The sequence below is a fragment of the Paenibacillus endophyticus genome (genome assembly GCF_014192395.1).
GTDB classification, from domain to species: Bacteria; Bacillota; Bacilli; order Paenibacillales; family Paenibacillaceae; genus Pristimantibacillus; species Pristimantibacillus endophyticus.
In genome coordinates, this window is the sequence record NZ_JACHXW010000017.1 from 24,314 (window position 1) to 49,337 (window position 25,024).

Below are 25,024 nucleotides of genomic sequence, written 5' to 3' on the forward strand. Positions count from 1 at the left end.
AGTACTGTACGGTTTTCGGTGGTCACAATACCATATGTATCAAGGGTTTTGGTCGATCTGTTCACCAAAAGTTTGTAGTTAATTCAATTGACAAACATGTTGCCGCTTGGATAAAATAAATGAGGATTGACAGGGGTATGAACCATGAATAAAAAGAGCAGAAGGGACAATCCGCTGTACGCGGCTGGACTTGTCGGCGCACTCGGAGTGCAAGTCGCTGTATGTATCTTTTTAGGCTATTGGATCGGCTCATCGCTCGGGAGCCGCTTTGGCGATCCGAAGGGATGGACGCTAGGTGGCATACTGGTCGGTCTGGCTGTCGGACTACTCTCAGCCATTCTGCTCGTTAAGAAGGTTATGGAGGACGCCGATGGATAAAATAATGAAGACAGCATTACGTACGCTTGTTTATGCAATGGCGGTATGCCTAATTGTATGGGCTTTCCTTCCGGAATGGCGTACGGTGTCTCTCGGCCTTCTTGTGGGATTGGCAGCAAGTTCCATGAATGCGTTTTTACTGAGACGCAGAGTCGAAATGGTCACCCTAGGAGCAGCAGGGGCTGGCCCGCGCAAGAGAGGTCTTGGTCTTGGAAACCGTATCGCAACAGTGCTGCTGGTTGCCATGATCGCTTATCGTTTTCCGGAGGATCTGAACATGCCGGCCGCTTTAGCTGGCTGTATGGTCATGCCGTTTGTTCTATTGGTAGCAGCTTATATCCACAATAAACGACAATCTTAGCGGAAAGGGGTGAAAATTTTAGATGCATGAATTTCCGGTGATGCCACTGGGGCCGTTTAATATTGATATTTCGACCACTGTAGCAATTTTGGTTTCCGTCATTGTGACGTTCTTGATCGCGAAGCTGGCTGTTCGCAATCTTTCGGTGGACAACCCGTCGAAGATGCAGAACTTTTTGGAATGGGTTGTCGATTTCGTACAAAACTTTATTTCAAGCACGATGCCGGCAAACCGAGTCAAGCCCTTTATATCTTTAGGGATGACGCTCATTATGTTCATCTTCATCTCCAACCTGTTAGGCTTGCCTTTCGGTATCGTTACTGAAACCCACCATGCTCATGAGAACCTGGGAATTACTCAGGAACTGCTGGATGAAAAAGGTGGACATGTTGAGCTTGCATGGTGGAAATCGCCAACTGCCGACATTTCTGTAACTGCTGGTTTAGCGCTTATCGTTTTCGTAATCGTCCATTTCCTTGGTCTGAAGCTGAATCGTAAGCACTACTTGAAGCATTATTTCCATCCTTTTCCGGTTTTCTTCCCGGTCAACATCATTGAGACGATTTCGAAGCCGGTTACACTCGCGCTTCGGTTGTTCGCCAACATCTTTGCGGGTGAGGTGCTAATCGCAACCATCCTGATGCTTGGCTGGTATGGTACGCCATTCCTTGCGGCATGGCAAGCATTCAGTCTTTTCGTCGGCGGTATTCAAGCCTTCTTGTTCACGATTCTCACGATGGTGTATATCTCGCAGGCGGCTATCCACGATGAAGAGCATTAATCATCGCTTTATGCCTCGGCTTGTTTCTAAGTACTGAGGTTGGCTATACAAACAAAAAACAACAATTTTCGAGGAGGATTTTAAAAATGGAATTATTAGCAGCAGCTTTAGCAGTAGGTTTGGGCGCAGTTGGCGCAGGCGTAGGTAACGGTATGATCGTTAGTAAAACAGTTGAAGGTATCGCTCGTCAGCCTGAACTTCAAGGTAAATTGCAAACAACTATGTTTATCGGTGTAGGTATCGTCGAAGTTGTGCCTATTATCGGCGTAGTTATCGGTTTCTTGGCTTTCTTCCAAGCATAATAACTGAAATTGGCGGGGAAGGCCTTAGCCCTCTTCGCCTTCGTTATGATTAAGACAATATTGTGGTGAGAAAGGAGTGGCATCTATGGGATGGCATTGGGAATCGACAGTAATCGCGATGGTCGCGTTTGGTCTTTTGTACTGGTTGCTAAGCAAGTATGCTTTTGGTCCATTGTTCGAAGTAATGGAGAAGCGCAGACAGCTTGTGCTTGAACAAATGAACACAGCTGAAAGCAGCCGTAAGGCAGCTGAACAGCAGATGGAAGAGCAGAAAGCCGCACTCCAGCAAGCTCGCAAGGAAGCATACGAAATTATTGAGCAATCCAGAACGACGAGCTCGAAGCAAGCGGAAGAGATCGTTCAAACAGCGAAATCGGAAGCATCCCGTCTGAAGGACGATGCTCTCAAAGATATCGAAAGCGAGAAAAACAAGGCAATTGCAGCGCTTCGCACAGAAGTTGGCGGCATTTCCGTGAAAATCGCGTCGAAAATTATTGAGAAGCAAGTGGATGAGAAATCGCAAGAGCAATTGGTAGGTCAATACTTGAAAGAAGTTGGAAATAAATGAGCCGCGATGCGGTCGTAGCGAAGCGCTACGCTAAAGCATTGTTCGAGGTTGCCGAGAACCAGAAGGTTGTTTCTGAGGTAGAAGAGCAGCTTAAGCTGATCGTTCAGGCACTTGAGCAAGACGCAGACATTCAAAAATTCCTTTCTCTTCCTAGCATCGATCCAGATAAAAAGATTGCCGTGCTGAAAGCGGCATTCGGTGACCGTATATCCGCACTCGTGCTTAACACGGTGCAAATCTTGATTTCTCGCCGCCGTCAGGATGCTATCGCTGAGGTATATGCAGCATATACCAAAGTTGCAGGCGATGCACTTGGCCAAGCCCATGCGACCGTATATTCCGCTCAAGCGCTGTCTGATGCAGAGCTTGCAGGCGTAGCGGCACAGTTCGGACAAATAACCGGCAAAACGATTATTGCACAGCAAGTCGTTGAGCCATCCTTGCTCGGAGGCGTACAAGTACGCATCGGTGACCGTCTTTATGACGGAAGCTTGTCCGGCAAGCTGGAACGTTTACAAAAATCGTTTAAAATCTAATGCACTGTAGATAGGGGTGAACGAATTGAGTATCAGACCTGATGAAATCAGCACGCTGATTAAACAACAGATCGAACAATATAAATCCGAAATTCAAGTCGTAGACGTCGGCACCGTAATCAATGTCGGTGACGGTATCGCCCGCGTACACGGTTTGGAAAATGCGATGCAGGGCGAATTGCTCGAATTCTCCAACGGTGTTGTCGGTATGGCTTTGAACTTGGAAGAAAGCAACGTCGGTGTCGTTATCCTTGGACCATACACGGATATCCGTGAAGGCGATCAAGTAAAACGTACGGGACGCATTATGGAAGTACCTGTCGGCGATGAGCTGCTTGGCCGCGTCGTCAATCCACTTGGTCAGCCGCTTGACGGCAAAGGACCAATCAACACGACTCAATTCCGCGCGATTGAATCTCCGGCGCCAGGCGTTATCGACCGTAAATCGGTTCATGAGCCTATGCAAACGGGAATTAAAGCAATCGACGCGATGGTACCCGTAGGCCGCGGACAACGTGAGCTTATCATCGGTGACCGTCAAACTGGTAAAACGGCGATTGCGATCGATGCAATCATCAACCAAAAAGGCAACGGCGTGAAATGTATTTACGTTGCTGTAGGCCAAAAACAATCGACTGTTGCTAACGTTGTTGAAACGCTTCGCCGCCACGGCGCGCTTGAGTACACAATCGTTGTAACAGCGGGTGCTTCCGAGCCAGCTCCATTGCTTTTCCTAGCTCCTTACGCGGGATGCACAATGGGTGAGTACTTCATGTACAAAGGCGAGCACGTTCTCGTTATTTATGATGATCTATCGAAACAAGCAGCAGCTTACCGTGAGCTTTCACTCTTGCTTCGCCGTCCACCAGGTCGTGAAGCATACCCTGGTGACGTATTCTACTTGCACTCCCGTTTGCTAGAGCGTGCAGCTAAGCTTAGCGACGCTAGAGGCGGAGGTTCTATGACGGCATTGCCATTCATTGAGACGCAAGCATCCGACGTATCGGCTTACATTCCTACGAACGTAATCTCGATTACGGACGGTCAAATATTCCTAGAAGCAGATCTATTCTACTCCGGTCAACGTCCAGCGGTTAACGTTGGTATTTCCGTATCCCGTGTAGGCGGATCCGCTCAAATTAAAGCGATGAAAAAGGTTGCCGGTACGCTCCGTCTTGACCTTGCGGCTTACCGTGAGCTTCAAGCGTTCTCACAATTCGGTTCCGACCTTGATAAATCAACGCTTGCCCGCCTTAACCGCGGTGCTCGCACAATGGAAATCCTCAAACAAGACGTTAACAAGCCGATGCCGGTCGAGAAGCAAGTTATCTCTATCTTCTCCGCGGTTAAAGGCCACTTGGATGAAATTCCAGTAGGCGATATCCTACGCTTCGAGAAAGAGTTCCACGCGTACCTGGATTCGAACAGCCCAGAAATCGGCCAATCGATCCGTGACACGAAGGACATCGTTGCTGACAACGAGAAAGCTCTTGTTGACGCACTCAATAAATTTAAGAAAAGCTTTGCCGTAACGGCATAACAAATATATAGCCGATGCCCGTTCGCTTTAGTCCGGGCTAAGGCTGCTCTTACTCCACCAACACCAGGCTTTGGAGCAGGTCCAAAGCAACAAAGGCGGGTGAAACCAAATGGCAAAAGGTATGCGCGATATTAAACGCGAAATCAAGAGTAAACAAAACACGAAGCAGATCACCAAAGCGATGGAGATGGTTGCCGCTTCCAGGCTGAGAAGAGCTCAGGAGGCTGCGCAGGCAGCTCGTCCTTATGCTGAGAAGCTTAAGGAAGTTGTAGCAAGCATCGCTGCCGGCACCAAGGATGTAAAACATCCGATGCTGGAGAACCGACCGGTTAAGAAAACGGGTTATCTCGTTATTACGTCCGATCGTGGTCTAGCAGGCGGTTACAATGCGAATATTCTTCGTAAAGTAACGCAAACCATTCGTGAGAACCATAAATCAAGCGATGAATACGTGCTGTTCGTGATTGGACGGAAAGGCCGTGATTATTTCCGTCGCCGCAACATGCCGATCGTTGAGGAAGTTATCGGCTTGCCAGACGCTCCGACTTTCGCTGATATTAAGTCGGTTGCTTATTCCGCAGTGAAAAACTTTTCAGAGGGCTCTTACGATGAGCTATATCTCTATTACAACGAATTCGTCAATGCGATAACGCAAATCCCAACAGCCGTTCGTTTGCTGCCGCTTGAAGAAGTAGGCGGGAACACAGCTGTAACATCGTATGAGTACGAGCCATCACCGGAAGGCGTGCTTGAAGTGCTGCTGCCTAAATATGCGGAAACGCTCATTTACAGCGCAGTTCTTGACGGCAAAGCGAGTGAGTTCGGCGCGCGTATGACAGCCATGGGAAGCGCAACGAAAAATGCATCGAAAATCATTAACCAACTGACGCTCACTTACAATAGAGCGCGTCAAGCTGCGATTACGCAGGAAATTTCTGAAATCGTTGCAGGGGCAAACGCCCAATCTTAATATATGCTCTGCATGGGCCAGTCGCTTGCGATAAGCTGACCGGCATGCAGTAACAAGAAGGAACCAGGAGGGAAAACCATGAAAAAAGGACATGTTGTATCCGTCATGGGTCCGGTCGTAGACTTAGAGTTCGAACGCGGCAATTTGCCGGAAATTTTGAACGCTGTCAAAATCGAGCAAAAGGGCGAAGCAGGCGGCATTGATATTAACTTGACGCTTGAAGTTGCCGTTCACCTCGGTGACAATAAGGTACGTGCCGTAGCTATGAGTACGACAGACGGTCTTGTACGCGGTATGATCGCTGTGGATACTGGCGCAGCTATTACGATTCCCGTTGGCGCGCCAACGCTTGGCCGCGTATTTAACGTACTTGGCCAACCAATCGATGAAGCTGGCGATGTGACTTCAAGCATCAATCTTCCGATTCACCGTCCGGCACCTGCTTTCGACGAATTGTCCACGCAAGCGGAAATTCTTGAAACAGGAATTAAAGTAATCGATCTGCTTGCACCATACGCAAAAGGCGGAAAAATCGGCCTATTCGGCGGCGCGGGCGTTGGTAAAACGGTTACGATTCAAGAGCTTATCAACAACATCGCGCAAGAGCACGGCGGTATCTCCGTATTCGCAGGTGTAGGTGAGCGTACTCGTGAAGGTAATGACCTTTACCACGAGATGAAGGATTCCGGCGTACTAAGCAAAACAGCAATGGTATTCGGTCAAATGAATGAGCCGCCAGGCGCGCGTCAACGCGTTGCTTTGACTGGTTTGACAATGGCTGAGTACTTCCGTGACGAAGAAGGAAAAGACGTACTATTGTTCGTCGATAACATCTTCCGTTTCACGCAAGCAGGCTCCGAGGTATCGGCCCTTCTAGGCCGTATGCCTTCCGCGGTAGGTTACCAGCCAACGCTGGCAACTGAAATGGGTCAACTGCAAGAGCGTATCACGTCTACGAAAAAAGGTTCGGTTACTTCGATCCAAGCGATCTATGTTCCTGCCGATGACTATACGGATCCGGCTCCTGCTACTACGTTTGCCCACTTGGACGCAACGACAAACTTGGAGCGTAAAATCTCCGAGATGGGTATCTTCCCTGCGGTTGATCCACTTGCATCGTCTTCACGTATCCTTAGCCCTTCTGTTCTGGGCGAAGAGCATTACAACGTTGCTCAAGGCGTTAAGAAAATTCTTCAACGCTACAAAGAGCTTCAAGATATCATCGCAATCCTTGGTATGGATGAGCTTAGCGAGGAAGATAAATTGACCGTGTCACGCGCACGTAAAATTCAGCTTTTCCTATCTCAGCCGTTCCACGTTGCGGAGCCGTTCACAGGTACGAAAGGTAAATACGTTCCTGTTAAAGAGTCCGTTCGCAGCTTTAAAGAAATTCTCGAGGGCAAACATGACGACCTTCCGGAAGAAGCTTTCCGATATGTTGGTGTGATTGAAGAAGCCGTGGAGAAAGCCAAAACGCTAGTATAGCGAAAGGCGGGAGGAATCCACATGAGTTCTTTTTTGGTAGAGATCGTAACACCAGAGCGTAAGGTGTATGCAGAGACAGCGAATATGGTTAGCGTAACAGGTGTTGAAGGCGAGCTTGGCATACTGCCAAACCACATTCCACTAGTAACGCCACTTCGTATCGCTCCTGTTACCATCAAACGTGACAACAATAAGGTTGATGTTATAGCGGTTAATGGAGGCTTTATCGAGGTACGCAGGGATAAGATCGTTATTCTTGCCGAAAGCGCTGAGCTTGCGACCGATATTAACATCGAACGTGCTGAAGCCGCAAAGCAGCGTGCCCAGCAGCGTCTATCTGCTAAACAGGATCAGGTTGATTTCCGTCGTGCGGAGCTTGCTTTGCAGCGTGCAATGAACCGTCTGAACATTAAGCATAAATAGTCGTGCAAGACAAAAGCATCATTCACTCCCTCACGGGTGTGGATGATGCTTTTGTTATTGGGGTAGGAAATCTTACATAGTCCAAACTTGAAAGTAGATTCTCTCTAATATTCGTGTTTTCGAGTTGAAATGATATAATATATACAAGAAAATTAGTTATTTCGACAAAAACTCTAATATTTTGTATGAAATTCCCTATATTATATGTTAATATAGTTAACATTAGAAATGATATAGAGCTAGCAGGGGGAGAGTCATATGTTTGACTGGTTAGGTATGAAGGTAGGATTTCCGCTCTGGGTATCTTGGCAATTGAACAAACAGCTGAAAATGGACGTCGAACAAAGCTTCGAAGGCATTGCCGAGACGCGAAAAGAGCTGCTCACTACATGGGCGGCGGATTATTGGACGCATTTAGACCGATTAAGCGGGCAAATGACAGCGGTGCTCAGTCAATCTGAGGATTCTACTACTTCTACAGTACAGTCACAAATAGAAAGATTATTTGAACGAACATATGCTAGAGCAATCGACTTCACTGAGCTATTCTTCCTAGATGAAAAACAAACGGTAGTCAGTTCGACCTACAACGCACATGTCGGTGTTGCCTATCCATTAGAAAGCCATTTGCAGCAAGGGCTTGCCTACACCAAAGAAACCAGCACTCCGCGGAAATGCTTGTTCGGACCCTTTAGTGATCCGATTACGTTGAAGTTGGGAGCGCGCTCGTCATCGTTTCATGACCAGATGACATTAATGTTTATGGTGCCGATTGTATTGAACGAAAAAGTTATAGGTACCTTATGCGGACGCGTTCCCAATGATGTGCTGGGCGACTTGATTCAAAGGGAATCTGGGCATGTGTATCCCGATTCCGGAGACAACTACTTATTTATGGCGAAGGCTGGTTTGAATACGCAGATTGCACCGGGTACCGCCCTTTCGCGGAGCCGCTTCGAGGATCGTACCTTTACCCACGGAGAGAATCTGAAGGACGGAGTAACGACTGACTGGGGCGTGGTCTCCATTAAAGAGCACACCGAGCTCGAAATTGTATTTACTGATCCGGCAACCGGTCAGCTGCATCCGGGCGTAGCGAATACGATTCGCAACGGCAATAATTTATTCGTGGAGTTTCCGGGATATTCGGACTATAGACATATATCTGTTATTGGCAAAGGCGTTACTTTCCAGCTTCCATATTGTCCGGATCAATGGGGAATGATGTGCGAAGGTGATTTGGAAGAGGTCTACCGGATCCGAAGCGTCGGTTGGAGACAAAGAAAGCTTCAGCTCATCTCGATTGCGAGCTTAAGCATAATGACTGCGCTGTTAATTGTATTCATTGCAGCAAGCGCCCCTGTGTGGGTGACGGCAACAGCAGCAGGCATCTTTAATCTTCTTTTCGGTTTAATCTACAGCGGAGTGTTCCAGAAGAAAGAATCTGAGCGGGTCGTATCGCATTTGCGCCGAATCAATCGTTTTATCCGCATCAATGCAGAAGGAAAAGGCGACTTGACTCAGCGGTTGACGCTGAATGAATTCGATAATGACGAGTCGAAGGAATTAGCGAAATGGATCAATAATATGATCGACTCGTTAGAGGGCATCATGCTGCAAGTTAGACTTGCTTCCTCCGACGTTTTATCCAGTCAGCATGTGCTGAATGAATCGGCAGCAGTAACCTCGGCGTCAACCGAACGTGTGAGCGGGAAGGTAACGGACATGATCGGCAGTATCAGGCTGCAGCTTAAGGATATCGACATGGCTAAGGATGCAGCAGGCGATATGCGTACAACGTTGAACCAGCTCGAAGAACAAGCTGCGGAGCAGATAGCCGTTGCTAAATCCGAGGTTGATCGTATTGGGGAGAAGATGCATCATATCTCCCTCAAGGTGGGGGAATCGAACCAAACGATTCATAAATTTATGGACACCGTTCAGGAGATTCAAGGCGTGCTGCACGTTATCGAAGAAATATCGGCGCAGACGAATCTGTTGGCACTCAACGCTTCTATTGAAGCAGCAAGAGTTGGCGAACAAGGACGCGGCTTTGCTGTGGTGGCTTCAGAAATCCGCAAGCTTGCCGATATGACCAAGAAATCGACGGAAGAAGTACATGTCATTACCCGCCATATTTATGATGAGGCCAAGCAGGCCTATGCTTCTATGGATGAGGGAACAAGAGTGGTCGAGGAAGGCAATCAGCTCGTTGCCGCAGCAGCGAATACATTGTCGAATGCGCACGCTGAGGATTTGCGGAAAACGCAAGTCGTTGACGAGGTAGTCCAGCTGATGGAGAAGATCGCACTCGTCAGCAGAGAAAATCGCAAGGTTTCCTCCGATGTGGAGAGCAAGGTGCAGGAGCTTATTTGCGAAATGACAAACGTTCGGCAAACCTCACAAAGCGTAGAGTCGATTACGACGCTCCTACAGCAATTGGTCGGTCAATTTAAACTGACGGAATCAAGAATTCGATAGTTTGGAATCAAGCGTAAACGGCTGAAGCCGTCCTCTGGCGGCTAAGCTTACGTTTCGCGTAGAAATATAGAGAAAGTTGGCGAAAAGATATACTTTCCTATATTTCAAGGAGAGCTGCATGCAACCGTTTAGATACGGGTGTATGCAGCTTTTTGGCGTGCAGTCAGATAAAGGGATACGCTCAAAGGATTTAAATGCCCCATACATAATTATGCCATGGAATAGTTATCCTAAGACGGCATGCTATGAATGACGGAAGGAGAGGGGCATATGTTCGGACCAGGCTCACAAGGTAATAGCAAAGCAGGGAAAAAGGCAATGAAAAGCTCGCCTCGTGCAGAGAAGCATGAGAAGGAGCAGCTTGATCCTTATGAGAACAAGCCTCTCTCGCTAACGATATCAGAAAATATGGAAAGCATAAAAAAGGAGCTGGGAGAAAGCCAGGATATTATTTTCCGAGAGCTGACCCTTGTGGATCGAAACCAAACGAAAGCACTCATCGTGTATGTGCAAGGCATGGTTGACGATGAGCGATTGGATGAATTCATTATTCAGCCGTTGCATAGAGAACGGTTTCCGCTCGATGAGCCGGTAGAGCCTAAAGAGCTGCTGGCAGTGATCAAGGCTAATATTTTATCCACTGGCATCGTAACGGATATTTGCGATTGGAAGCTTTTATTCCAGAAGCTGTTCATGGGCTATGGCATTTTATTCGTCGAGGGCTCGGATCAAGCCGTTGGCGCCAATGTCATAGGCGGAGCTAGAAGAGGCATAGAGGAACCAAAAACCGAGATGGCAATTCGCGGTCCAAGGGAGGGGTTCACGGAATCTATTCGTACGAATACGTCCTTGCTTCGGCGGAAAATACGGAGCCCAAAGCTGTGGATGGAGCAGTGGACGATCGGGGAGATTTCGCAAACGCCGGTTAGCATTATGTATGTGAAAGGACTAGCTGACGAGAATGTGCTCAAAGATTTGCGTGAGCGGCTGGAGTCGATTCGCATCGACGGTATTTTGGAATCCGGATATATTGAAGAATTGATTGCGGATCAGAAATGGTCACCTTTCCCGACTATATTGAGCAATGAACGTCCAGATGCAGTTGCCGGAAATTTGCTTGAGGGCAGAGTTGCGATTCTGGTCGATGGCACACCGTTTGTTCTTGTTGTACCGGCTATCCTAAATATGTTTTTTCAAGCATCCGAGGATTACTATCAGCGGTTCGATATTGCGACTTTCTTAAGGATGCTGCGCTTTGTATCGTTTTTGATTGCGCTGCTAATGCCGTCGGTTTATGTCGCTATCGTAAGCTATCATCAGGAAATGATCCCGACACAGCTGCTGTTGAAGCTGGCCGCACAAAGGGAGGGCGTACCATTTCCGGCGTATCTGGAAGCTTTCATCATGGAATTTGTATTTGAAATTCTGCGGGAAGCGGTTGTTCGAATGCCTAGCGCCGCCGGGAATACGATCTCAATCGTAGGCGGTTTGGTTATCGGGCAATCCGTAGTAGAGGCTGGCATCGTCTCGCCTGCAGTCGTCATCGTCGTTTCGTTCACCGCGATCGCCAGCTTCGTCTCGCCTACTTATAGCTTGGGCATTGCAGCGAGGCTATTGCGTTTTATTCTCCTGCTTGCAGCTTCCACATTAGGCTTTTATGGTATAGGCCTTGTTGTGCTGCTGCTCCTGTTGCATCTAAGCAATATAAGATCGTTCGGAATGCCGTATATTAAACCTTTTGCTCCATTCTATCTCAATGATATGAAGGATACGCTAGTCCGTGCGCCATTGTGGCTGATGCGGAAAAGGCCGCAAAAGCTGGGCAATCAGAATATGGTAAGGCAGGATATTGAGCCGGAGGTTAGGAAGGAGCCAGAACAATGAGCCGCAACCTAGAGCGCAAGCGTCAAAACAAGCTGCGTTTATTATGGCGCAAAGGTTTTCTTGTGTGGTCTGCCTGTATGCTCATTGTAATAAGCGGCTGCTGGGACCTTCGGTACTTGGACAAGCTGGGCGTGGTGCTCGCGCTTGGAGTAGATGAAGATCCAAGCGGCAAACAGAAGCTCCAGCTGACTGTGCAGGTGGTGCTCCCCCAAAACGTCGCCGCTGAAAGCAAGAGCGGCATCGGCGGTACGGCAGTAACCAGCTTTACGGAAACGGGTGATACACTATTTGAAGCGATTCGAAAAATGACGTCAAAAACATCGAGGAGGCTCTTTTTCTCGCATACGCAAATGCTTGTTATCGGAGAATCAATGGCTAGAACAGGCATATTTCCGTTAGTAGACTTGATCGAACGAAATCCAGATATACGAACCGATATCTCCGTTATCATTACCCGGGGAATGAAAGCTGAGCAGCTCCTGCAGTTGACGACCCAGCTGGAACCCATTCCTATCAATCAAATCCATGAAATCATACAGGTTAATCAGGCTGCCTACGGGACCAATTTCAGTGTTAAGGTCAAGGAGCTGACAAGAATGAGAGGCGAAGGGAAACAACAATCTGTTCTCCCATCCATTCGGATTGAGGGAGATAAAGCATTGGGCCATTCGAATGAGAATGTGAATAGCATCCCGCCTGCTGCGATTCCTGTGCTGTCAACGATGGCTGTGTTTCGCGAAGGCAAACTGGTTGATTTTTTAAAGCCTAAAGAGTCAAGAGGATTGTCATGGCTTCATCACAAAATTAAAAGCACGGTGGTTAAGCTGTCCTGTCCTGACTCCGAGGGTAAGCTGATCGTTGAGGTTCAGGATTCAGCGATTAAATATAAGGTCAAACGCGATGAAGAAGGGAAACCAATCATAAAGGTGAACGTCCGGATAACGGGAAGCATCCAAGAAATCATGTGTCCGAATGTCGATGTGAGCGATGAGAAAGTTTTGAATCAGATTGGCACGATGACGAGTCTGGCAGTAAAGGACGAAATTGAAGAAACAATTAATAAGCTGCAGAAGAAGCTTCGTATCGATGCGCTTGGCTGGGGGAAAGAAATCTATTTGCAGGAGCCATACGTCTGGAGAAAAATGGGAAAAAATTGGGAGGCCGAATTTCCTTCTGTCAAAAGTGAAATCGAGTGCAAAACGAACATAGTTGGCTCAGGAATTCGTGGAGAATCTATTGTGAAGTGAGTGATCAGCATGCTGGGGCCAATCATTCTAGTGTTGTTCGCCATTGCTACGGGCATTGTTATCTGGAGGCATAATGGTGGAGTTGGGCGTTTTCGAGAAAGAGGCTGGTCCTTGTTTATATTGGTCATTGGCGCATTATATAGCTTGGCTATACTGTTGAATATGCCCATTCCCAACCCGACAGATTGGATCTCAGCTGTACTTGCGCCTATCTATAAACCGATCTTAGCATGGATTGAGGAAGGAATGTAATGCATATATGAGTAAATTTGCAGGGATAAACAATGCAGAAATTTCTTCAGGGCAGGCTGCGAAAATATTGATAATGTTTGCCCAGGGCAGCGCTGCGTTAATATTGCCGTCGGCTGTTACGGCAATCGCGAAGCAAGACGGGTGGTTGTCTATGCTGATAGCAGGCCCGTTTAATTATTTCATCTTACTTGTATATCTGGCATTGGCCGACCGTTTTCCGAACATGTCTCTCGCGCAGTATGCCGAAAAAATTGTAGGGAAATGGGCCGGTAAAGCGCTCACGTTTATTTACATACTATTTTTTCTCCTATTAAGCGCGCTAGTGCTTCGCAATATTTCAGACTTTATGAGTCTGTCCGTCTTGCCGTTGACGCCGGAATGGTTCATCGACAGTACGTTCATGCTGGTCGTCATTTATGGCGTATTCCTCGGCATTGAGACGATCGCGCGAACGGGGGAGATTTTGTTTGGCTGGGGAATGCTGGTTATCGTCATTATCATCTTTTCGCTGTTCAATCAGTTCAGTTTCCAAAACTTCGAACCGGTATTATATGAGGGAGTCCTTAGGCCGCTTAAAGGGGTATATCCGATTTTAGGCTTTCCGATCGGCGAGTTTGTGTTCATAACGGCTATTCTTCCGTTAGTACGGAAGCAGGACCGTAAAAAGCTAAGAAAATCGTTGAAAACATCAGTTTTGCTCATCACGTTTTTGAGCGTTTTGATTACGGTGTTTCTGGTTGGGGTAATGGGAGTGGACGAGACGAGCCGCAGTCCGTTCGCTGTCTACGATATGGCCAAAAACATCAATATTGAAGAAATATTGGTTCGTGTCGAAATATTGGTTGCTATGGTATGGATCGGAACCGTTTTTATGAAGCTCGCCTTATGCGTATACGTATTGGCGGTGCTAACGGCTCAAATGCTGAATTTATCTACCTACCGCACGCTGATCGTTCCGTACGCGTTTATTATCGTTCCGCTTTCCCTAATCGCGTACCGCAACGTCGCGCATTCCAGAGTTTTTGCCATGGGAGTGTGGACGGTATACAGTCTCTTTCACGGCTTCCTCTTGCCTTTCTTGCTTCTGATGATAGCGATGATAAGGAAACAAAGGGACAGCAGCGACGGAGGCTTTCCGGAAATAAAACCGCAGAAATCCCAGGATGCTCAGCAGACCGACATGACGAATGAGAAGATTGGGACGCCTGACCAGGAGCCGGCGAAAGCTTAACTCCGTCATAGACGTCAGTGGAAGCATTTGTTATAATTGTGAGGAAAATTGACCAAGCGGCAACGGTCCGTACCTAACGAATTGACGGAGGCGATTGTGTGGAAAACTACGCCAATAACTATGTCGTCGTGGCTGTTTTTATCGTGCTTGGCATCTTGCTGCCAGTTGTTGCATTGACTGTGGGAAGGCTGCTTCGACCGAATAAGCCGAATGCGCTTAAGCAAACCACCTATGAAAGCGGCAATGAGCCTGTAGGTGAGGGACAGGTCCGTTTCAACATCCGCTATTACTTATTCGCTTTAATGTTTGTCATTTTTGATGTGGAAACCGTTTTCTTATACCCGTGGGCCGTTGCATATAATAAGCTCGGCTTATTTGTGCTAGTCGAAATGCTGATTTTTGCTGGAATGCTTCTGATTGGTCTTCTATATGCCTGGAAAAAGAAGGTGCTGAAATGGAATTCAGTTTAGAGTCAATTTCAATAGAAGAACGCAAAGAACTGGAACGCAATGTGTTCATGGGAACCTTGGAGCAGTTGAAAGCATGGGCAAGAAGCAATTCGCTATGGCCCCTTACCTTCGGGCTGGCTTGCTGCGCAATTGAAATGATGGGTACGGGCGCGTCGCATTACGATTTGGATCGCTTCGGCGTCATGTTCCGCACTTCGCCTAGGCAGTCGGACGTCATGATCGTGGCAGGCACGGTGACCAAAAAGATGGGTCCTCTGCTTAGAAGATTATACGATCAAATGCCTGAACCCAAATGGGTGATTGCGATGGGCTCATGTGCGACGGCCGGCGGACCCTATATTAAATCCTATTCGGTCATAAAAGGCGTTGATCAAATCGTTCCGGTGGACGTGTATATACCGGGCTGCCCGCCGAACCCTGCAGCGCTTATTTACGGGATCAATAAGCTTCAAGAAAAAATCCGATACGAGGCGAAAACCGGGAAGCGGGTGACCGGACGATGAGCGAGGAGCAAGGCAAGGACGGGGAAAAGCCCGTCGTCCGGGAGGCTCCTGCCGATGCAGAGCGGGAAGCGAAGCTGAAGGCCGCAGCCGAAGCGCGCGCTGCAAGAGCAGCCGCGAAGGAAAAGACAGAGTCTGAGGCTGGGGAAGCGGCGCCAGAGGTTGCGAAGCCGCCTTCTCCAAGGCAGCCTGAGCTGGATAGGCTGGCTGCCTTGATAAAGAGCGAGGTTTCGGAATCCGCGGTTGAGGACGCATATTTGAATGAATTGAACGGCGATATGCCTGTCATAATTATAAATAATAGCTATTGGCGTGAAGTATCGAGGCTGTTGAAGGAGCATGGCGAGCTGCAGTTCAATTACCTGCGCAATGTATCCGGGGTCGACTATGAGACGCATATGGAGGTTGTCTATCATCTGTATTCTCTGAGCACCAAGCGAGAGGCAGCGTTCAAAGTCAAGACTGAACGGGATGCGGCAGCCGTGTTCTCCGCGACGCCGGTATGGGCAACGGCCAATTGGAACGAGCGTGAAATCTATGATCTGCTTGGGATCGATTTCCCAGGCCATCCGGATATGCGGCGGATCATGATGCCTGACGATTGGGTAGGGCATCCGCTGCGCAAAGATTACGAACCGATAGACCCGGAGGTGTAGGCAGCCTTGATCCGAACAGAAGAACTGCTTCTAAACGTAGGACCCCAGCATCCAAGCACGCATGGGGTATTCCGTATTATCGTCAAGCTTGACGGTGAAGTCATTACGGAGGCAACACCCGTAATGGGCTATTTGCACCGGGGTACAGAGAAGATTGCAGAAAGCCTGAATTTCACGCAAATAATTCCTTATACGGACCGAATGGATTACGTCTCCGCCATGACCAATAACTATGTACTCGTACATGCGGTTGAGACGATGATGGGACTCGAAGTGCCTCAGCGCGCTGAATATCTTAGGCTAGTCGTCATGGAGCTACAGCGTGTAGCGAGTCATTTGGTATGGTGGGGGACTTATTTGCTTGATATTGGAGCAATGAGCCCATTTCTATATGCCTTCCGCGATCGGGAAATGATTATTGATTTATTCAACGAGCTATGCGGTGCTAGGCTGACGTATAACTATATGAGGGTCGGCGGGGTCAAGTGGGATGCGCCTCCAGGCTGGCTGGATAAAGTACGCGCCTTTATTCCGTACATGGAGAATAAGCTTATGGAGTACGACAAGCTTGTAAGCGGAAACGAAATTTTTCTTGCCCGTATCAAAGGAGTCGGGGCATACGATGCCAAGACCGCCATAGATTATGGACTTACAGGTGCGAATCTGCGTTGCACCGGCGTTGATTTCGATATTCGCAAAGCTGAGCCGTACAGCCTCTACTCCAAATTCGACTTTGACGTACCGCTCGGCAAAACAGGCGACTGCCATGACCGTTACCGTATACGGCTGGAGGAGATACGTCAGAGCTTGCGCATTCTAAAACAGGCTATGGAGCAGTTCCCAGAAGGCGGGGATACGATGGGGAAGGTTCCCCGCGTGCTTCGTCCGCCTGCCGGCGAGGTGTATGTGAGAATCGAGTCGCCGCGCGGCGAAATCGGGTGCCATATCGTTTCCAAAGGCAAAGCAGAGCCTTACCGGCTCAAATTCAGGCGGCCTTCCTTCGTGAATTTGCAAATATTGCCGAAGCTGCTTGTAGGAGAGACCATGACGAACCTCATCACGATATTAGGCGGCATTGATATTGTCGTCGGGGAGGTCGATTGCTGATGCAGTCTTGGCTTAACCAGCCGCTGACGTGGGGGAGCGCGCTTGTACTGTTCCTATGGGCACTCGTGTTCCTGTTCATCGTACTGGGGTTTGTCACCTATGCCATTTATTTCGAGCGAAAAGTGATCGGCTGGATGCAGCTGCGAATCGGACCCAATCGCGTTGGGCCGTTCGGAATGCTGCAGACAGTTGCGGATATCTTTAAGCTGCTTATTAAGGAAGATACCATTCCGCGCAAAGCTGACCGCGCGCTGTTCATTCTTGCGCCTGTACTGGCGTACATTCCCGCCTTTTCCGTGCTTGCCGTATTGCCTTATACGCAAAATCTATACTTCGCGGACTTGAATGTGGGGCTGCTCTACTACGTCGCGTTGTCAGGCATCTCGACGTTGGCAATCGTGCTCGGCGGATGGGCGTCCAATAACAAGTACGCACTGCTTGGGGGTATGCGTTCGGCTGCGCAAATGATAAGCTATGAAGTACCGCTCGTCATTTCGGTTGTCGGCGTTATTCTGCTGAGCGGCAGCTTGAATCTGCGTGATATCGTAGCGGCGCAAAGCGGAGGCTGGTTCTGGGATTGGAATTTCATTCCCCAGATTATCGGCTTCATTATCTTTATCATTGCAGCGGTATCGGAGCTGAATCGCACACCCTTCGATCTTCCTGAAGCGGAGTCAGAGCTTGTGGCAGGCTATCATGTTGAATACAGCGGTTTTCGCTTCGCGTTTTTCATGCTTTCCGAGTATGTATACGTGTATGCGATTGCGGCGTTGACTACTGTACTTTTCTTAGGTGGCTGGCATGCGCCTGCTCCTTTCCTTGCGTTTGTGCCGGGCATCATTTGGTTTCTGCTCAAGTTTGCGTTTATCGTGTTTTTTCTGTTCTGGATTCGTGCCACGCTGCCGAGAATTCGCGTAGATCAATTGATGGGGCTTGGTTGGAAGGTATTACTGCCTTTATCTTTGCTCAATGTATTCTTGACAGCCATCTATTTGGAATTGTTTATTAAGAACTAGCAAAGGGGAGAAGGAAATGAAAGGAATGCTGCAAGGACTGGGCGTAACGCTCAAATCGATGACGGCTCCAAAAGTGACCACTTCCTATCCTGACGTGCCGTTTGTCATGCCGGATCGCTTTCGCGGCATCCAGCATTTTATACCGGAGCTATGCATCGTGTGCAATCAATGTGCACGTATTTGCCCAACGGATTGCATATCGCTGACAGGCAAGCCGAATCCCGATCCGGACAAAAAAGGCAAGGTCATCGATACGTTCGATATCAATTTTGAGATTTGCATTTTATGCGATCTTTGCACAGAGGTATGTCCGACGGAAGCCATTGTCATGTCCAACCACTTTGAGCTGGCGACATTCAGCCGCGATGACTTGTTTAAGGATGCGCAGTGGCTCACCGATAATAATACGCTAACCCGGCAGGATAACAACAATATTGGAGCGCCGGCCAAAGGGGGCGCGAAATAGTTGTTCAACATAGCTTTTACAGGCGAATTCACTGCTTTTTTTGTCTTCTCGGCGATCATGATTTGCGGAGCCGTGCTGATGATCAGCTTGGATAAGGTAGTCCATATGGTTATTTCTATGGCAGCGGTGTTTCTAGGGCTGGCGGGAATGTTCGTGCTGCTCGAAGCGGAATTCGTTGCTTTCGTGCAGGTGCTGATTTATGCAGGGGCAGTGTCGATCCTCATGATATTCGGCATCATGATGACGAAGCACCACGCAGGCGAGACTGAGCCTGCAAAACCGATTCATCAATCGCTAGCGGCGATTGCCGCGCTCAGCTTATTCGGCGTTTTGTTTTATGCGATACGTACGACTACATTTCCTGAGCCGGCAGTGTTTCAGCAAAGCGAAGACAATACGATGGCAATTGGGGAGCTGTTATATACAGGTTATGTTATCCCTTTCGAGCTTCTATCAGTGCTCTTGACGGTTGCATTCATTGGAGCGATCGTACTTGCCAAAAAGGAGGCGGATTGAAAGCATGCTACCCTCCTATTTAACAATGGCGGCAATTTTATTTTGTATTGGGCTTTATGGGGCTTTAGTGAAGCGAAACGCTGTGGTGGTCCTTCTCTCGCTCGAGCTTATGCTGAACGCGGTGAACTTGAATTTAATTGCCTTCTCGAAGTATGGCGTTGTTCCTTCCTTGACGGGCCAAATATTCTCGTTGTTCACGATCACGGTTGCAGCAGCCGAAGCGGCTATAGGCGTAGCCATATTAATTGCATTGTTCCGCATGCGGGGAACGGTTAATGTCGACGAATTTGACAAAATGAGGAGGTAGCGCAGCGTATGGATAAATGGACACAAACGGCATGGCTCATCCCGCTGTTTCCGCTGACAGCTTTCCTCATTTTGACGGCGCTCGGCCGCAGTTATCGGCGTGCCGGCGTAATAATCGGCTCTTTAGGCTCGCTTGGAGCCTTTGCGTATTCCTTATTCATATTGGTAGATAGACTAGCGAATAGTCCATTGGATTACAATAAATCCTTTGAGTGGCTTGCCATCGGGAGTTACTCTCTTCGGATTGGATTCGAGATCACGAATCTTACTTCATTGATGCTGTCAGTCGTTGCGTTTATCAGCTTCCTCGTTCAGCTGTATTCGGCAGGCTATATGAAGAATGATGAACGAATTACGGTGTTTTATGGTTATGTTTCTTTATTTACCTTCTCGATGCTGGGTCTTGTGCTGTCTGATAACCTGTTGTCGCTTTATATTTTCTGGGAGCTGGTCGGTGTATGCTCGTTCCTGCTCATCGGCTTTTGGTTTACACTGCCCAAGGCACGCGCAGCGGCCAAAAAGGCTTTCATCGTAACGCGGATCGGTGATGTCGGCCTGCTGCTCGCTATTCTGCTGCTGTTCTGGTATATGCCGGAGCATGCACTCGATTTCACAACGATTCAGAGTGTTTTCGACGGGCAGTCGGGCGCCATTACGAACGGGATTACGACGCTTATCGCTTTGCTTATATTTGTAGGCGCCATCGGCAAATCAGGTCAATTTCCGCTCCATGTCTGGCTCCCTGACGCGATGGAAGGACCGACGCCGATCAGTGCGCTGATCCATGCGGCAACAATGGTCGCCGCAGGCGTATTTCTTATTGCCCGGACGTTTGATATTTTCCAGGATTCAGCTGCGGCGATGGAAACAATCGCTTATGTAGGCGGATTCACCGCTATATTTGCCGCGACGGTTGCCTTGGCTCAAAATGATCTGAAGCGCATCCTTGCCTATTCGACCGTGAGTCAGCTTGGCTATATGATGATGGCGCTTGGTCTCGGCTCTCTAACTGGCGGCATCTTTCATTTAATCACTCACGCCTTCTTCAAAGCCTTGTTGTTTCTGGGAGCGGGAAGCGTTATTCATGCCGTACATACTCAGAACATCAACGAAATGGGCGGATTAAGCTCGAAAATGCGTGTGACGACATGGACCTTTGCGATTGGCGCTTTAGCGCTGTCCGGCATCCCGCCGTTTTCCGGCTTCTGGTCAAAGGATGTAATTCTTGCGGTTGCTTGGGATACCAATCCGCTGCTATTCGTTATCGGGTTGGCGACTGCTTTCATCACAGCCCTTTATATGTCCCGTCTATTCATTCTTGTATTTAGAGGGAGGCCAAGCGCGGCTTCAGCCGGCGCTAATGAATCACCGGCTGTGATGACGCTTCCTTTGATCGTGCTTGCCGTTTTTGCAGCTGCTTCCGGGTTTATTGAGACGCCGTGGAACGGCTGGTTCGGCAAGTGGCTTACGGACGGACCGGAAGAAGTGCATGCCAGCGGCGTTGCTATCGTTGGCTCTGTAGCTGTAGGCCTGCTCGGCCTGTACATTGGCTGGCTAGTTTATGGAAAAAAAAGGCTCAGCCTAGCAGCGCGGCAAGAAAAAAAACCGTGGTTTGTTAATATGCTGGAAAGAGGCTGGTATATCGATGAGCTGTATATTGCCCTATTTGTAAAACCTTTAAAGCTGCTTAGCTCTATGCTGCTGGCATTCGATACTCACGTTGTAGGCGGAGTCGTCCGCTTTGCGGGAGCTGCCGTCAGCACAGCTGGCCGTACGGCAGCGAGGCTGCAGAACGGCCAAGCGCAAACCTATGGTTTAGCAGCCATTATCGGATTTGTTATTATTGTGGTTGCCATCGTTGGAAGGAGGTTCCTGCCATGAGCATCCTGAACGATATTCCAATCTTGTCGTTTATTTTATTCTCGCCGCTATTAGGCGTAATTGTGCTGCTGGCGCTTCCGCAGCATCGAAGCAACTGGTTGAAGAAGACGGTCGTTATCGCTACGCTGATCCCTCTTATTCTATCGTTCTGGCTTTACGCGGAGTATGACAAGCAGCAGGGCGGAGCGGCATTCGATGAGCGGCAGAGCTGGGCGGAGATTCCGCTGAACAAGGAGACCCAGGCGGCAGGGCTTTCTGAATTCAAGTTTGCGTTCCAATACGAGCTGGGCGTGGATGGGTTGTCCATTCCGCTGCTGCTGCTGACAACACTTGTCTCGGCCATGGCGTCACTTGCGGCGATTCAAGTTAAAAAAAGATGGAAGTCATTTTTTATATGGTTTCTATTGCTGGAGATGGGCATACTCGGCGTGTTCCTGGCCCGCGACCTCTTTTTGTTTTTTATTTTATTCGAGGTTACGCTTATTGCGATGTATTTCCTAATCGGAATTTGGGGCTACTTTAATCGCGAACGGGCGGCCAACCAATTTTTGATTTACAATGGAATCGGCTCGGCTATTATGCTGACGGCATTTGTTATTCTCGTGAATACCGCCGGCTTCCGTATCGACCAGATCGGAGACCAGGTTAGCTTTATATACAGCGGAAGCTATATGGACATATTCAGCAACTTGTCGAATCCAGAGGCATGGGTGAACCTTGCTCCCGAGCAGATCGGCACAATCAATCCTTTTCTGATGTCAGATACGATGCAATGGACGCTGTTCATTATGCTGCTCGTAGCGTTTGGCATCAAGCTGCCGATTTTTCCTTTCCATACGTGGATGCTTAAGGTGCATACAGAAGCACCAACCTCTATCGTTATGATCCATTCCGGCTTGCTGCTTAAGATGGGGGCATACGGCCTGCTGCGATTTGGCCTGCTGCTTTTCCCTGAGCAGGCGCGCGCATTTGCGATTCCGCTTGCGGTGTTCGGAGTCATTAACCTGTTGTACGGGGCATTGCTTGCCTTGCGGCAGCAGGAGTTAAAGCTTGTCCTCGCTTATTCCTCGATCAGCCATATGGGAATTGTCCTGATAGGCTTGGCTGCGATGAACGAGCTTGGCTTGCAGGGAGCAGTCTTTCAGCTCGTCTCGCACGGCCTTGTGTCCGCGCTGCTGTTCTTGATCGTAGGCAGCATCTACGAGCGAACTGGAACGACCGAGCTGGGCGAGCTGGGCGGCTTGGCCCGCTCAATGCCGTTCATTAGCGGGGTTTTGCTTACGGCAGGACTCGCGTCTCTCGGCTTGCCGGGCTTGTCCGGCTTTGTAGGCGAGTTTCTCTCCTTGCTGGGTCTGTTCGAGACTCAGCGCTGGCTGACTGCGGCAGCGGTGCTCGGTATTATTTTGACCGCAGTTTATATGCTTCGAGCGGTTTTGAAAATCACATTTGGACCGCAGCGGGACGACTATGCCGCACTTAAGGACGCGAGGCTCATCGAAGCGGTTCCGATGATTGTACTGCTGGCGTTCATTCTGCTGCTCGGCTGCTTCCCATCGGTGCTGACAGATACGGTGCAGCTTGGCATGGATGGCCTGCTCGATCAATTACTTGCAACTAGGGCGGGGGGTTAGATCATGTACGAAGGCGTTTCATTCGTGCCGCTGACATGGACGGATATGCTCTATCTTGCCCCGGAGTTTTTGCTGGCGGCGGTGTTCATTGTTCTTGTTCTCCTGGATTTGCTGCTGCCAAAACGGATAACGCGGCAGACAATAGGTTGGTTGACGCTTGCCGGGATTGCTGCTTCGCTGCTGCTTGTGCTGCTGCGAATGCTGGACATGAACGAGGGCGGCGTTTCGAGCGAGGCGATCAGGCTGCTTGCGAACAGCTATCGGATCGATGATTTCGCCAGCTTGCTGAAGATTGTGTTTTTAACCGGAACGGGGCTCATCGTACTGCTTGCGCTTGGTTCTATCCGGGATGATGAAGCCATTACGGATCGTGCAGAATATTACTATATGCTGCTGCCTGCGCTCATTGGGGCTATGATGATGACTTCGTCAGGAAATTTGGTGACGCTGTATATCGGATTGGAGCTTCTTAGCTTGACGAGCTACGTGCTGGTGGGCATGAGGAGGAAATCCGGCTTATCGGCAGAAGCTGCCTTCAAGTACGTAGTAACAGGAGGGATATCCTCCGCTATGATATTGTTCGGCATGTCGTATTTATACGGAATAACAGGCTCTGTCGATCTCGGAAGCATTGCAGCGGCATTGCCGGACGCCCTTGTTGACTTCAAGGCACTAGCCTATGTCGGTTTTTTCTTCATGATCGCTGGCTTCGGCATTAAAATTGCGGCTGCTCCGTTTCATGCCTGGGCGCCTGATGTATATCAAGGTGCGCCGACTCCGATATCTGCCTTTCTAGCTGTTATTGCCAAAGGCGCAGCGCTCGCGGCTGTGTTTAGAATCTTTTACAGTACGCTATTAATGCTGCAAGACGAGAATGCCATTGTGTCCAAGGACATCTGGCTTGCGCTTCTAGTGCTGGCTGCTGCAGCTATGCTAGTCGGCGCGACGGCTGCGCTTAGACAGAAAAATACAAAACGTCTGCTTGCACTCTCGGGTGTAGCCAATGCGGGATATATGCTCGTTCCTATCGGTATTTCACTGTCGGTCGTCCATAGCAGTAATTTTTCCGAATTTATCTATTATTTAATCGCTTACTTATTTATGACGATAGGAGCATTTGCTGTCGTCAGTACAGTAAGTCGTTCTTCCGGAAACGAGGAGCTTAAAAGCTTCGCGGGGATGTATTACCGTGCTCCTTGGACTGCGGCGGCTATGGTTGTGTTTGTTTTGTCGCTCTCGGGCTTACCCGTTTCGGGCGGGTTTTTCGGCAAGCTGTTTATTCTACTGGGAGCTGCGAATGCAAAGGCATATTGGCTGGTCGGGGTTATCGTCCTTAGCAGCGTAATCTCTTATTATTTTTACTTCGGCTTTGTGCGGCAGATGTTCATGCGGAGCGGCAGCGAGCAAGGGGAGATCCGGGTCAAGGCCGAAACGGGGATCGTCATTTGGGCATGCGCGGCGGCGACGCTGGCGCTCGGCTTGTTTCCTGGTCCCGTTATGGAATGGATCAACGCGATCTTCTCGCTGCAAAGTGATCTGATGATCAACAATTAGCGATAGGGCAAGCTAAGCAGCTTGCTGCTGCATCGCTGTTATGTTTAGGGGGTTGCTCAAGCGGTCATGCATTCGGTGCCGCGGGCAATCCCTTTTTGGAAGAAATCGATGGGGCTAGGTCAGCTTCTGGCAGTTGTACCACGGGATGAGCAAAGTGTGCATGGTAAACAGGAAGTATATTTGATAGCCCATCGCATAAACTGTACAGTTTGTTTGGCTAACCGGCTGTAAGGATAGATCATTTGTAGGCTTAGCCAATAGAAATTGTGATTGTTTCATTCATAATTGATATGGGTAATGAGCAGCAGGGGAGGAATGGTTCATTTCAGTAGTCTTTGAGACGTGAGGAACATTCATAACTGATCATTATTCTAGTACATATTTACCGGGAAATAATAGAAAGAGCCAGATATCGCCCTATAGGATATGTGGCAGCAATGGGATTGTAGGTCTTTCGTCCTTTTGTCCATGGGCAACAAGGG

26 protein-coding genes are annotated in these 25,024 nt (G+C 48.9%); all 26 read left to right on the forward strand.

The window, feature by feature from the left end; all coding sequences use genetic code 11:
- Nucleotides 1-144 precede the first annotated feature (144 nt).
- Nucleotides 145-378, forward strand: coding sequence for an AtpZ/AtpI family protein (locus FHS16_RS22715; protein ID WP_183568234.1), 234 nt, complete (start codon nt 145-147; stop codon nt 376-378).
- Nucleotides 371-739 (forward strand): ATP synthase subunit I, encoded by a 369-nt coding sequence (locus FHS16_RS22720; protein WP_183568237.1) that lies wholly within the window; start codon nt 371-373, stop codon nt 737-739. The genes FHS16_RS22715 and FHS16_RS22720 overlap by 8 nt, the downstream gene beginning before the upstream one ends.
- A 22-nt stretch (nt 740-761) precedes the next feature.
- Nucleotides 762-1,520, forward strand: a complete 759-nt coding sequence (atpB, locus tag FHS16_RS22725) for a F0F1 ATP synthase subunit A (protein ID WP_183568240.1) — start codon at nt 762-764, stop codon at nt 1,518-1,520.
- Between the two features lie 86 nt (nt 1,521-1,606).
- A complete protein-coding gene (gene atpE, locus FHS16_RS22730; protein ID WP_053373757.1) occupies nt 1,607-1,822 on the forward strand; it encodes a F0F1 ATP synthase subunit C in 216 nt (71 codons plus the stop codon).
- Nucleotides 1,823-1,907: 85 nt separating this feature from the next.
- The gene (atpF, locus tag FHS16_RS22735) at nt 1,908-2,390 is read left to right on the forward strand and encodes a F0F1 ATP synthase subunit B (RefSeq protein ID WP_183568243.1); all 483 of its coding nucleotides are present in this window, start codon (nt 1,908-1,910) and stop codon (nt 2,388-2,390) included.
- Nucleotides 2,387-2,926 carry a F0F1 ATP synthase subunit delta gene (locus tag FHS16_RS22740; protein WP_183568246.1) on the forward strand — a complete coding sequence of 180 codons (540 nt, stop codon included), beginning with the start codon at nt 2,387-2,389 and terminating at the stop codon, nt 2,924-2,926. Before atpF ends, FHS16_RS22740 begins: the two co-directional genes overlap by 4 nt.
- Before the next feature lie 25 nt (nt 2,927-2,951).
- Nucleotides 2,952-4,466, forward strand: coding sequence for a F0F1 ATP synthase subunit alpha (gene atpA / locus FHS16_RS22745; RefSeq protein WP_183568249.1), 1,515 nt, complete (start codon nt 2,952-2,954; stop codon nt 4,464-4,466).
- A 109-nt stretch (nt 4,467-4,575) separates the two neighbouring features.
- Nucleotides 4,576-5,436 (forward strand): ATP synthase F1 subunit gamma, encoded by an 861-nt coding sequence (gene atpG, locus FHS16_RS22750; RefSeq protein ID WP_183568252.1) that lies wholly within the window; start codon nt 4,576-4,578, stop codon nt 5,434-5,436.
- Nucleotides 5,437-5,514: 78 nt separating this feature from the next.
- Nucleotides 5,515-6,921: a F0F1 ATP synthase subunit beta gene (gene atpD, locus FHS16_RS22755; protein WP_183568255.1), complete on the forward strand. Its 1,407-nt coding sequence runs from the start codon at nt 5,515-5,517 to the stop codon at nt 6,919-6,921.
- 21 nt (nt 6,922-6,942) lie between these two features.
- Complete coding sequence (locus tag FHS16_RS22760) at nt 6,943-7,344, forward strand: F0F1 ATP synthase subunit epsilon (RefSeq protein ID WP_183568258.1); 402 nt, start codon at nt 6,943-6,945, stop codon at nt 7,342-7,344.
- Nucleotides 7,345-7,602: 258 nt separating this feature from the next.
- A complete protein-coding gene (locus FHS16_RS22765) occupies nt 7,603-9,825 on the forward strand; it encodes a methyl-accepting chemotaxis protein (RefSeq protein ID WP_183568261.1) in 2,223 nt (740 codons plus the stop codon).
- 270 nt (nt 9,826-10,095) lie between these two features.
- Nucleotides 10,096-11,709: a spore germination protein gene (locus tag FHS16_RS22770; protein WP_246431906.1), complete on the forward strand. Its 1,614-nt coding sequence runs from the start codon at nt 10,096-10,098 to the stop codon at nt 11,707-11,709.
- Nucleotides 11,706-12,956 carry a Ger(x)C family spore germination protein gene (locus FHS16_RS22775; protein WP_183568265.1) on the forward strand — a complete coding sequence of 417 codons (1,251 nt, stop codon included), beginning with the start codon at nt 11,706-11,708 and terminating at the stop codon, nt 12,954-12,956. The genes FHS16_RS22770 and FHS16_RS22775 overlap by 4 nt, the downstream gene beginning before the upstream one ends.
- Before the next feature lie 9 nt (nt 12,957-12,965).
- Nucleotides 12,966-13,208: a hypothetical protein gene (locus FHS16_RS22780; RefSeq protein ID WP_183568267.1), complete on the forward strand. Its 243-nt coding sequence runs from the start codon at nt 12,966-12,968 to the stop codon at nt 13,206-13,208.
- 7 nt (nt 13,209-13,215) lie between these two features.
- Complete coding sequence (locus tag FHS16_RS22785) at nt 13,216-14,439, forward strand: GerAB/ArcD/ProY family transporter (RefSeq protein WP_183568269.1); 1,224 nt, start codon at nt 13,216-13,218, stop codon at nt 14,437-14,439.
- A gap of 98 nt (nt 14,440-14,537) precedes the next feature.
- Entirely contained in the window at nt 14,538-14,909 is a 372-nt protein-coding gene (locus tag FHS16_RS22790; protein WP_183568270.1) for an NADH-quinone oxidoreductase subunit A, read from the forward strand.
- The gene (locus FHS16_RS22795) at nt 14,894-15,412 is read left to right on the forward strand and encodes a NuoB/complex I 20 kDa subunit family protein (RefSeq protein ID WP_169084508.1); all 519 of its coding nucleotides are present in this window, start codon (nt 14,894-14,896) and stop codon (nt 15,410-15,412) included. The genes FHS16_RS22790 and FHS16_RS22795 overlap by 16 nt, the downstream gene beginning before the upstream one ends.
- Nucleotides 15,409-16,065, forward strand: coding sequence for an NADH-quinone oxidoreductase subunit C (locus FHS16_RS22800; protein WP_183568272.1), 657 nt, complete (start codon nt 15,409-15,411; stop codon nt 16,063-16,065). Before FHS16_RS22795 ends, FHS16_RS22800 begins: the two co-directional genes overlap by 4 nt.
- A gap of 6 nt (nt 16,066-16,071) precedes the next feature.
- Nucleotides 16,072-17,172 carry an NADH-quinone oxidoreductase subunit D gene (locus FHS16_RS22805; protein ID WP_183568274.1) on the forward strand — a complete coding sequence of 367 codons (1,101 nt, stop codon included), beginning with the start codon at nt 16,072-16,074 and terminating at the stop codon, nt 17,170-17,172.
- Nucleotides 17,172-18,188 (forward strand): NADH-quinone oxidoreductase subunit NuoH, encoded by a 1,017-nt coding sequence (gene nuoH, locus FHS16_RS22810; protein ID WP_281379166.1) that lies wholly within the window; start codon nt 17,172-17,174, stop codon nt 18,186-18,188. Before FHS16_RS22805 ends, nuoH begins: the two co-directional genes overlap by 1 nt.
- Nucleotides 18,189-18,204: 16 nt before the next feature.
- Complete coding sequence (nuoI, locus tag FHS16_RS22815; RefSeq protein ID WP_183568277.1) at nt 18,205-18,654, forward strand: NADH-quinone oxidoreductase subunit NuoI; 450 nt, start codon at nt 18,205-18,207, stop codon at nt 18,652-18,654.
- The gene (locus FHS16_RS22820) at nt 18,655-19,170 is read left to right on the forward strand and encodes an NADH-quinone oxidoreductase subunit J (protein WP_183568280.1); all 516 of its coding nucleotides are present in this window, start codon (nt 18,655-18,657) and stop codon (nt 19,168-19,170) included.
- 4 nt (nt 19,171-19,174) lie between these two features.
- A complete protein-coding gene (gene nuoK / locus FHS16_RS22825; RefSeq protein WP_076266239.1) occupies nt 19,175-19,477 on the forward strand; it encodes an NADH-quinone oxidoreductase subunit NuoK in 303 nt (100 codons plus the stop codon).
- An 8-nt stretch (nt 19,478-19,485) separates the two neighbouring features.
- The gene (gene nuoL / locus FHS16_RS22830) at nt 19,486-21,357 is read left to right on the forward strand and encodes an NADH-quinone oxidoreductase subunit L (RefSeq protein WP_183568283.1); all 1,872 of its coding nucleotides are present in this window, start codon (nt 19,486-19,488) and stop codon (nt 21,355-21,357) included.
- Nucleotides 21,354-22,988 (forward strand): complex I subunit 4 family protein, encoded by a 1,635-nt coding sequence (locus FHS16_RS22835; RefSeq protein ID WP_221226452.1) that lies wholly within the window; start codon nt 21,354-21,356, stop codon nt 22,986-22,988. The genes nuoL and FHS16_RS22835 overlap by 4 nt, the downstream gene beginning before the upstream one ends.
- 3 nt (nt 22,989-22,991) lie before the next feature.
- Complete coding sequence (locus FHS16_RS22840) at nt 22,992-24,542, forward strand: NADH-quinone oxidoreductase subunit N (RefSeq protein ID WP_183568286.1); 1,551 nt, start codon at nt 22,992-22,994, stop codon at nt 24,540-24,542.
- Nucleotides 24,543-25,024 lie beyond the last annotated feature (482 nt).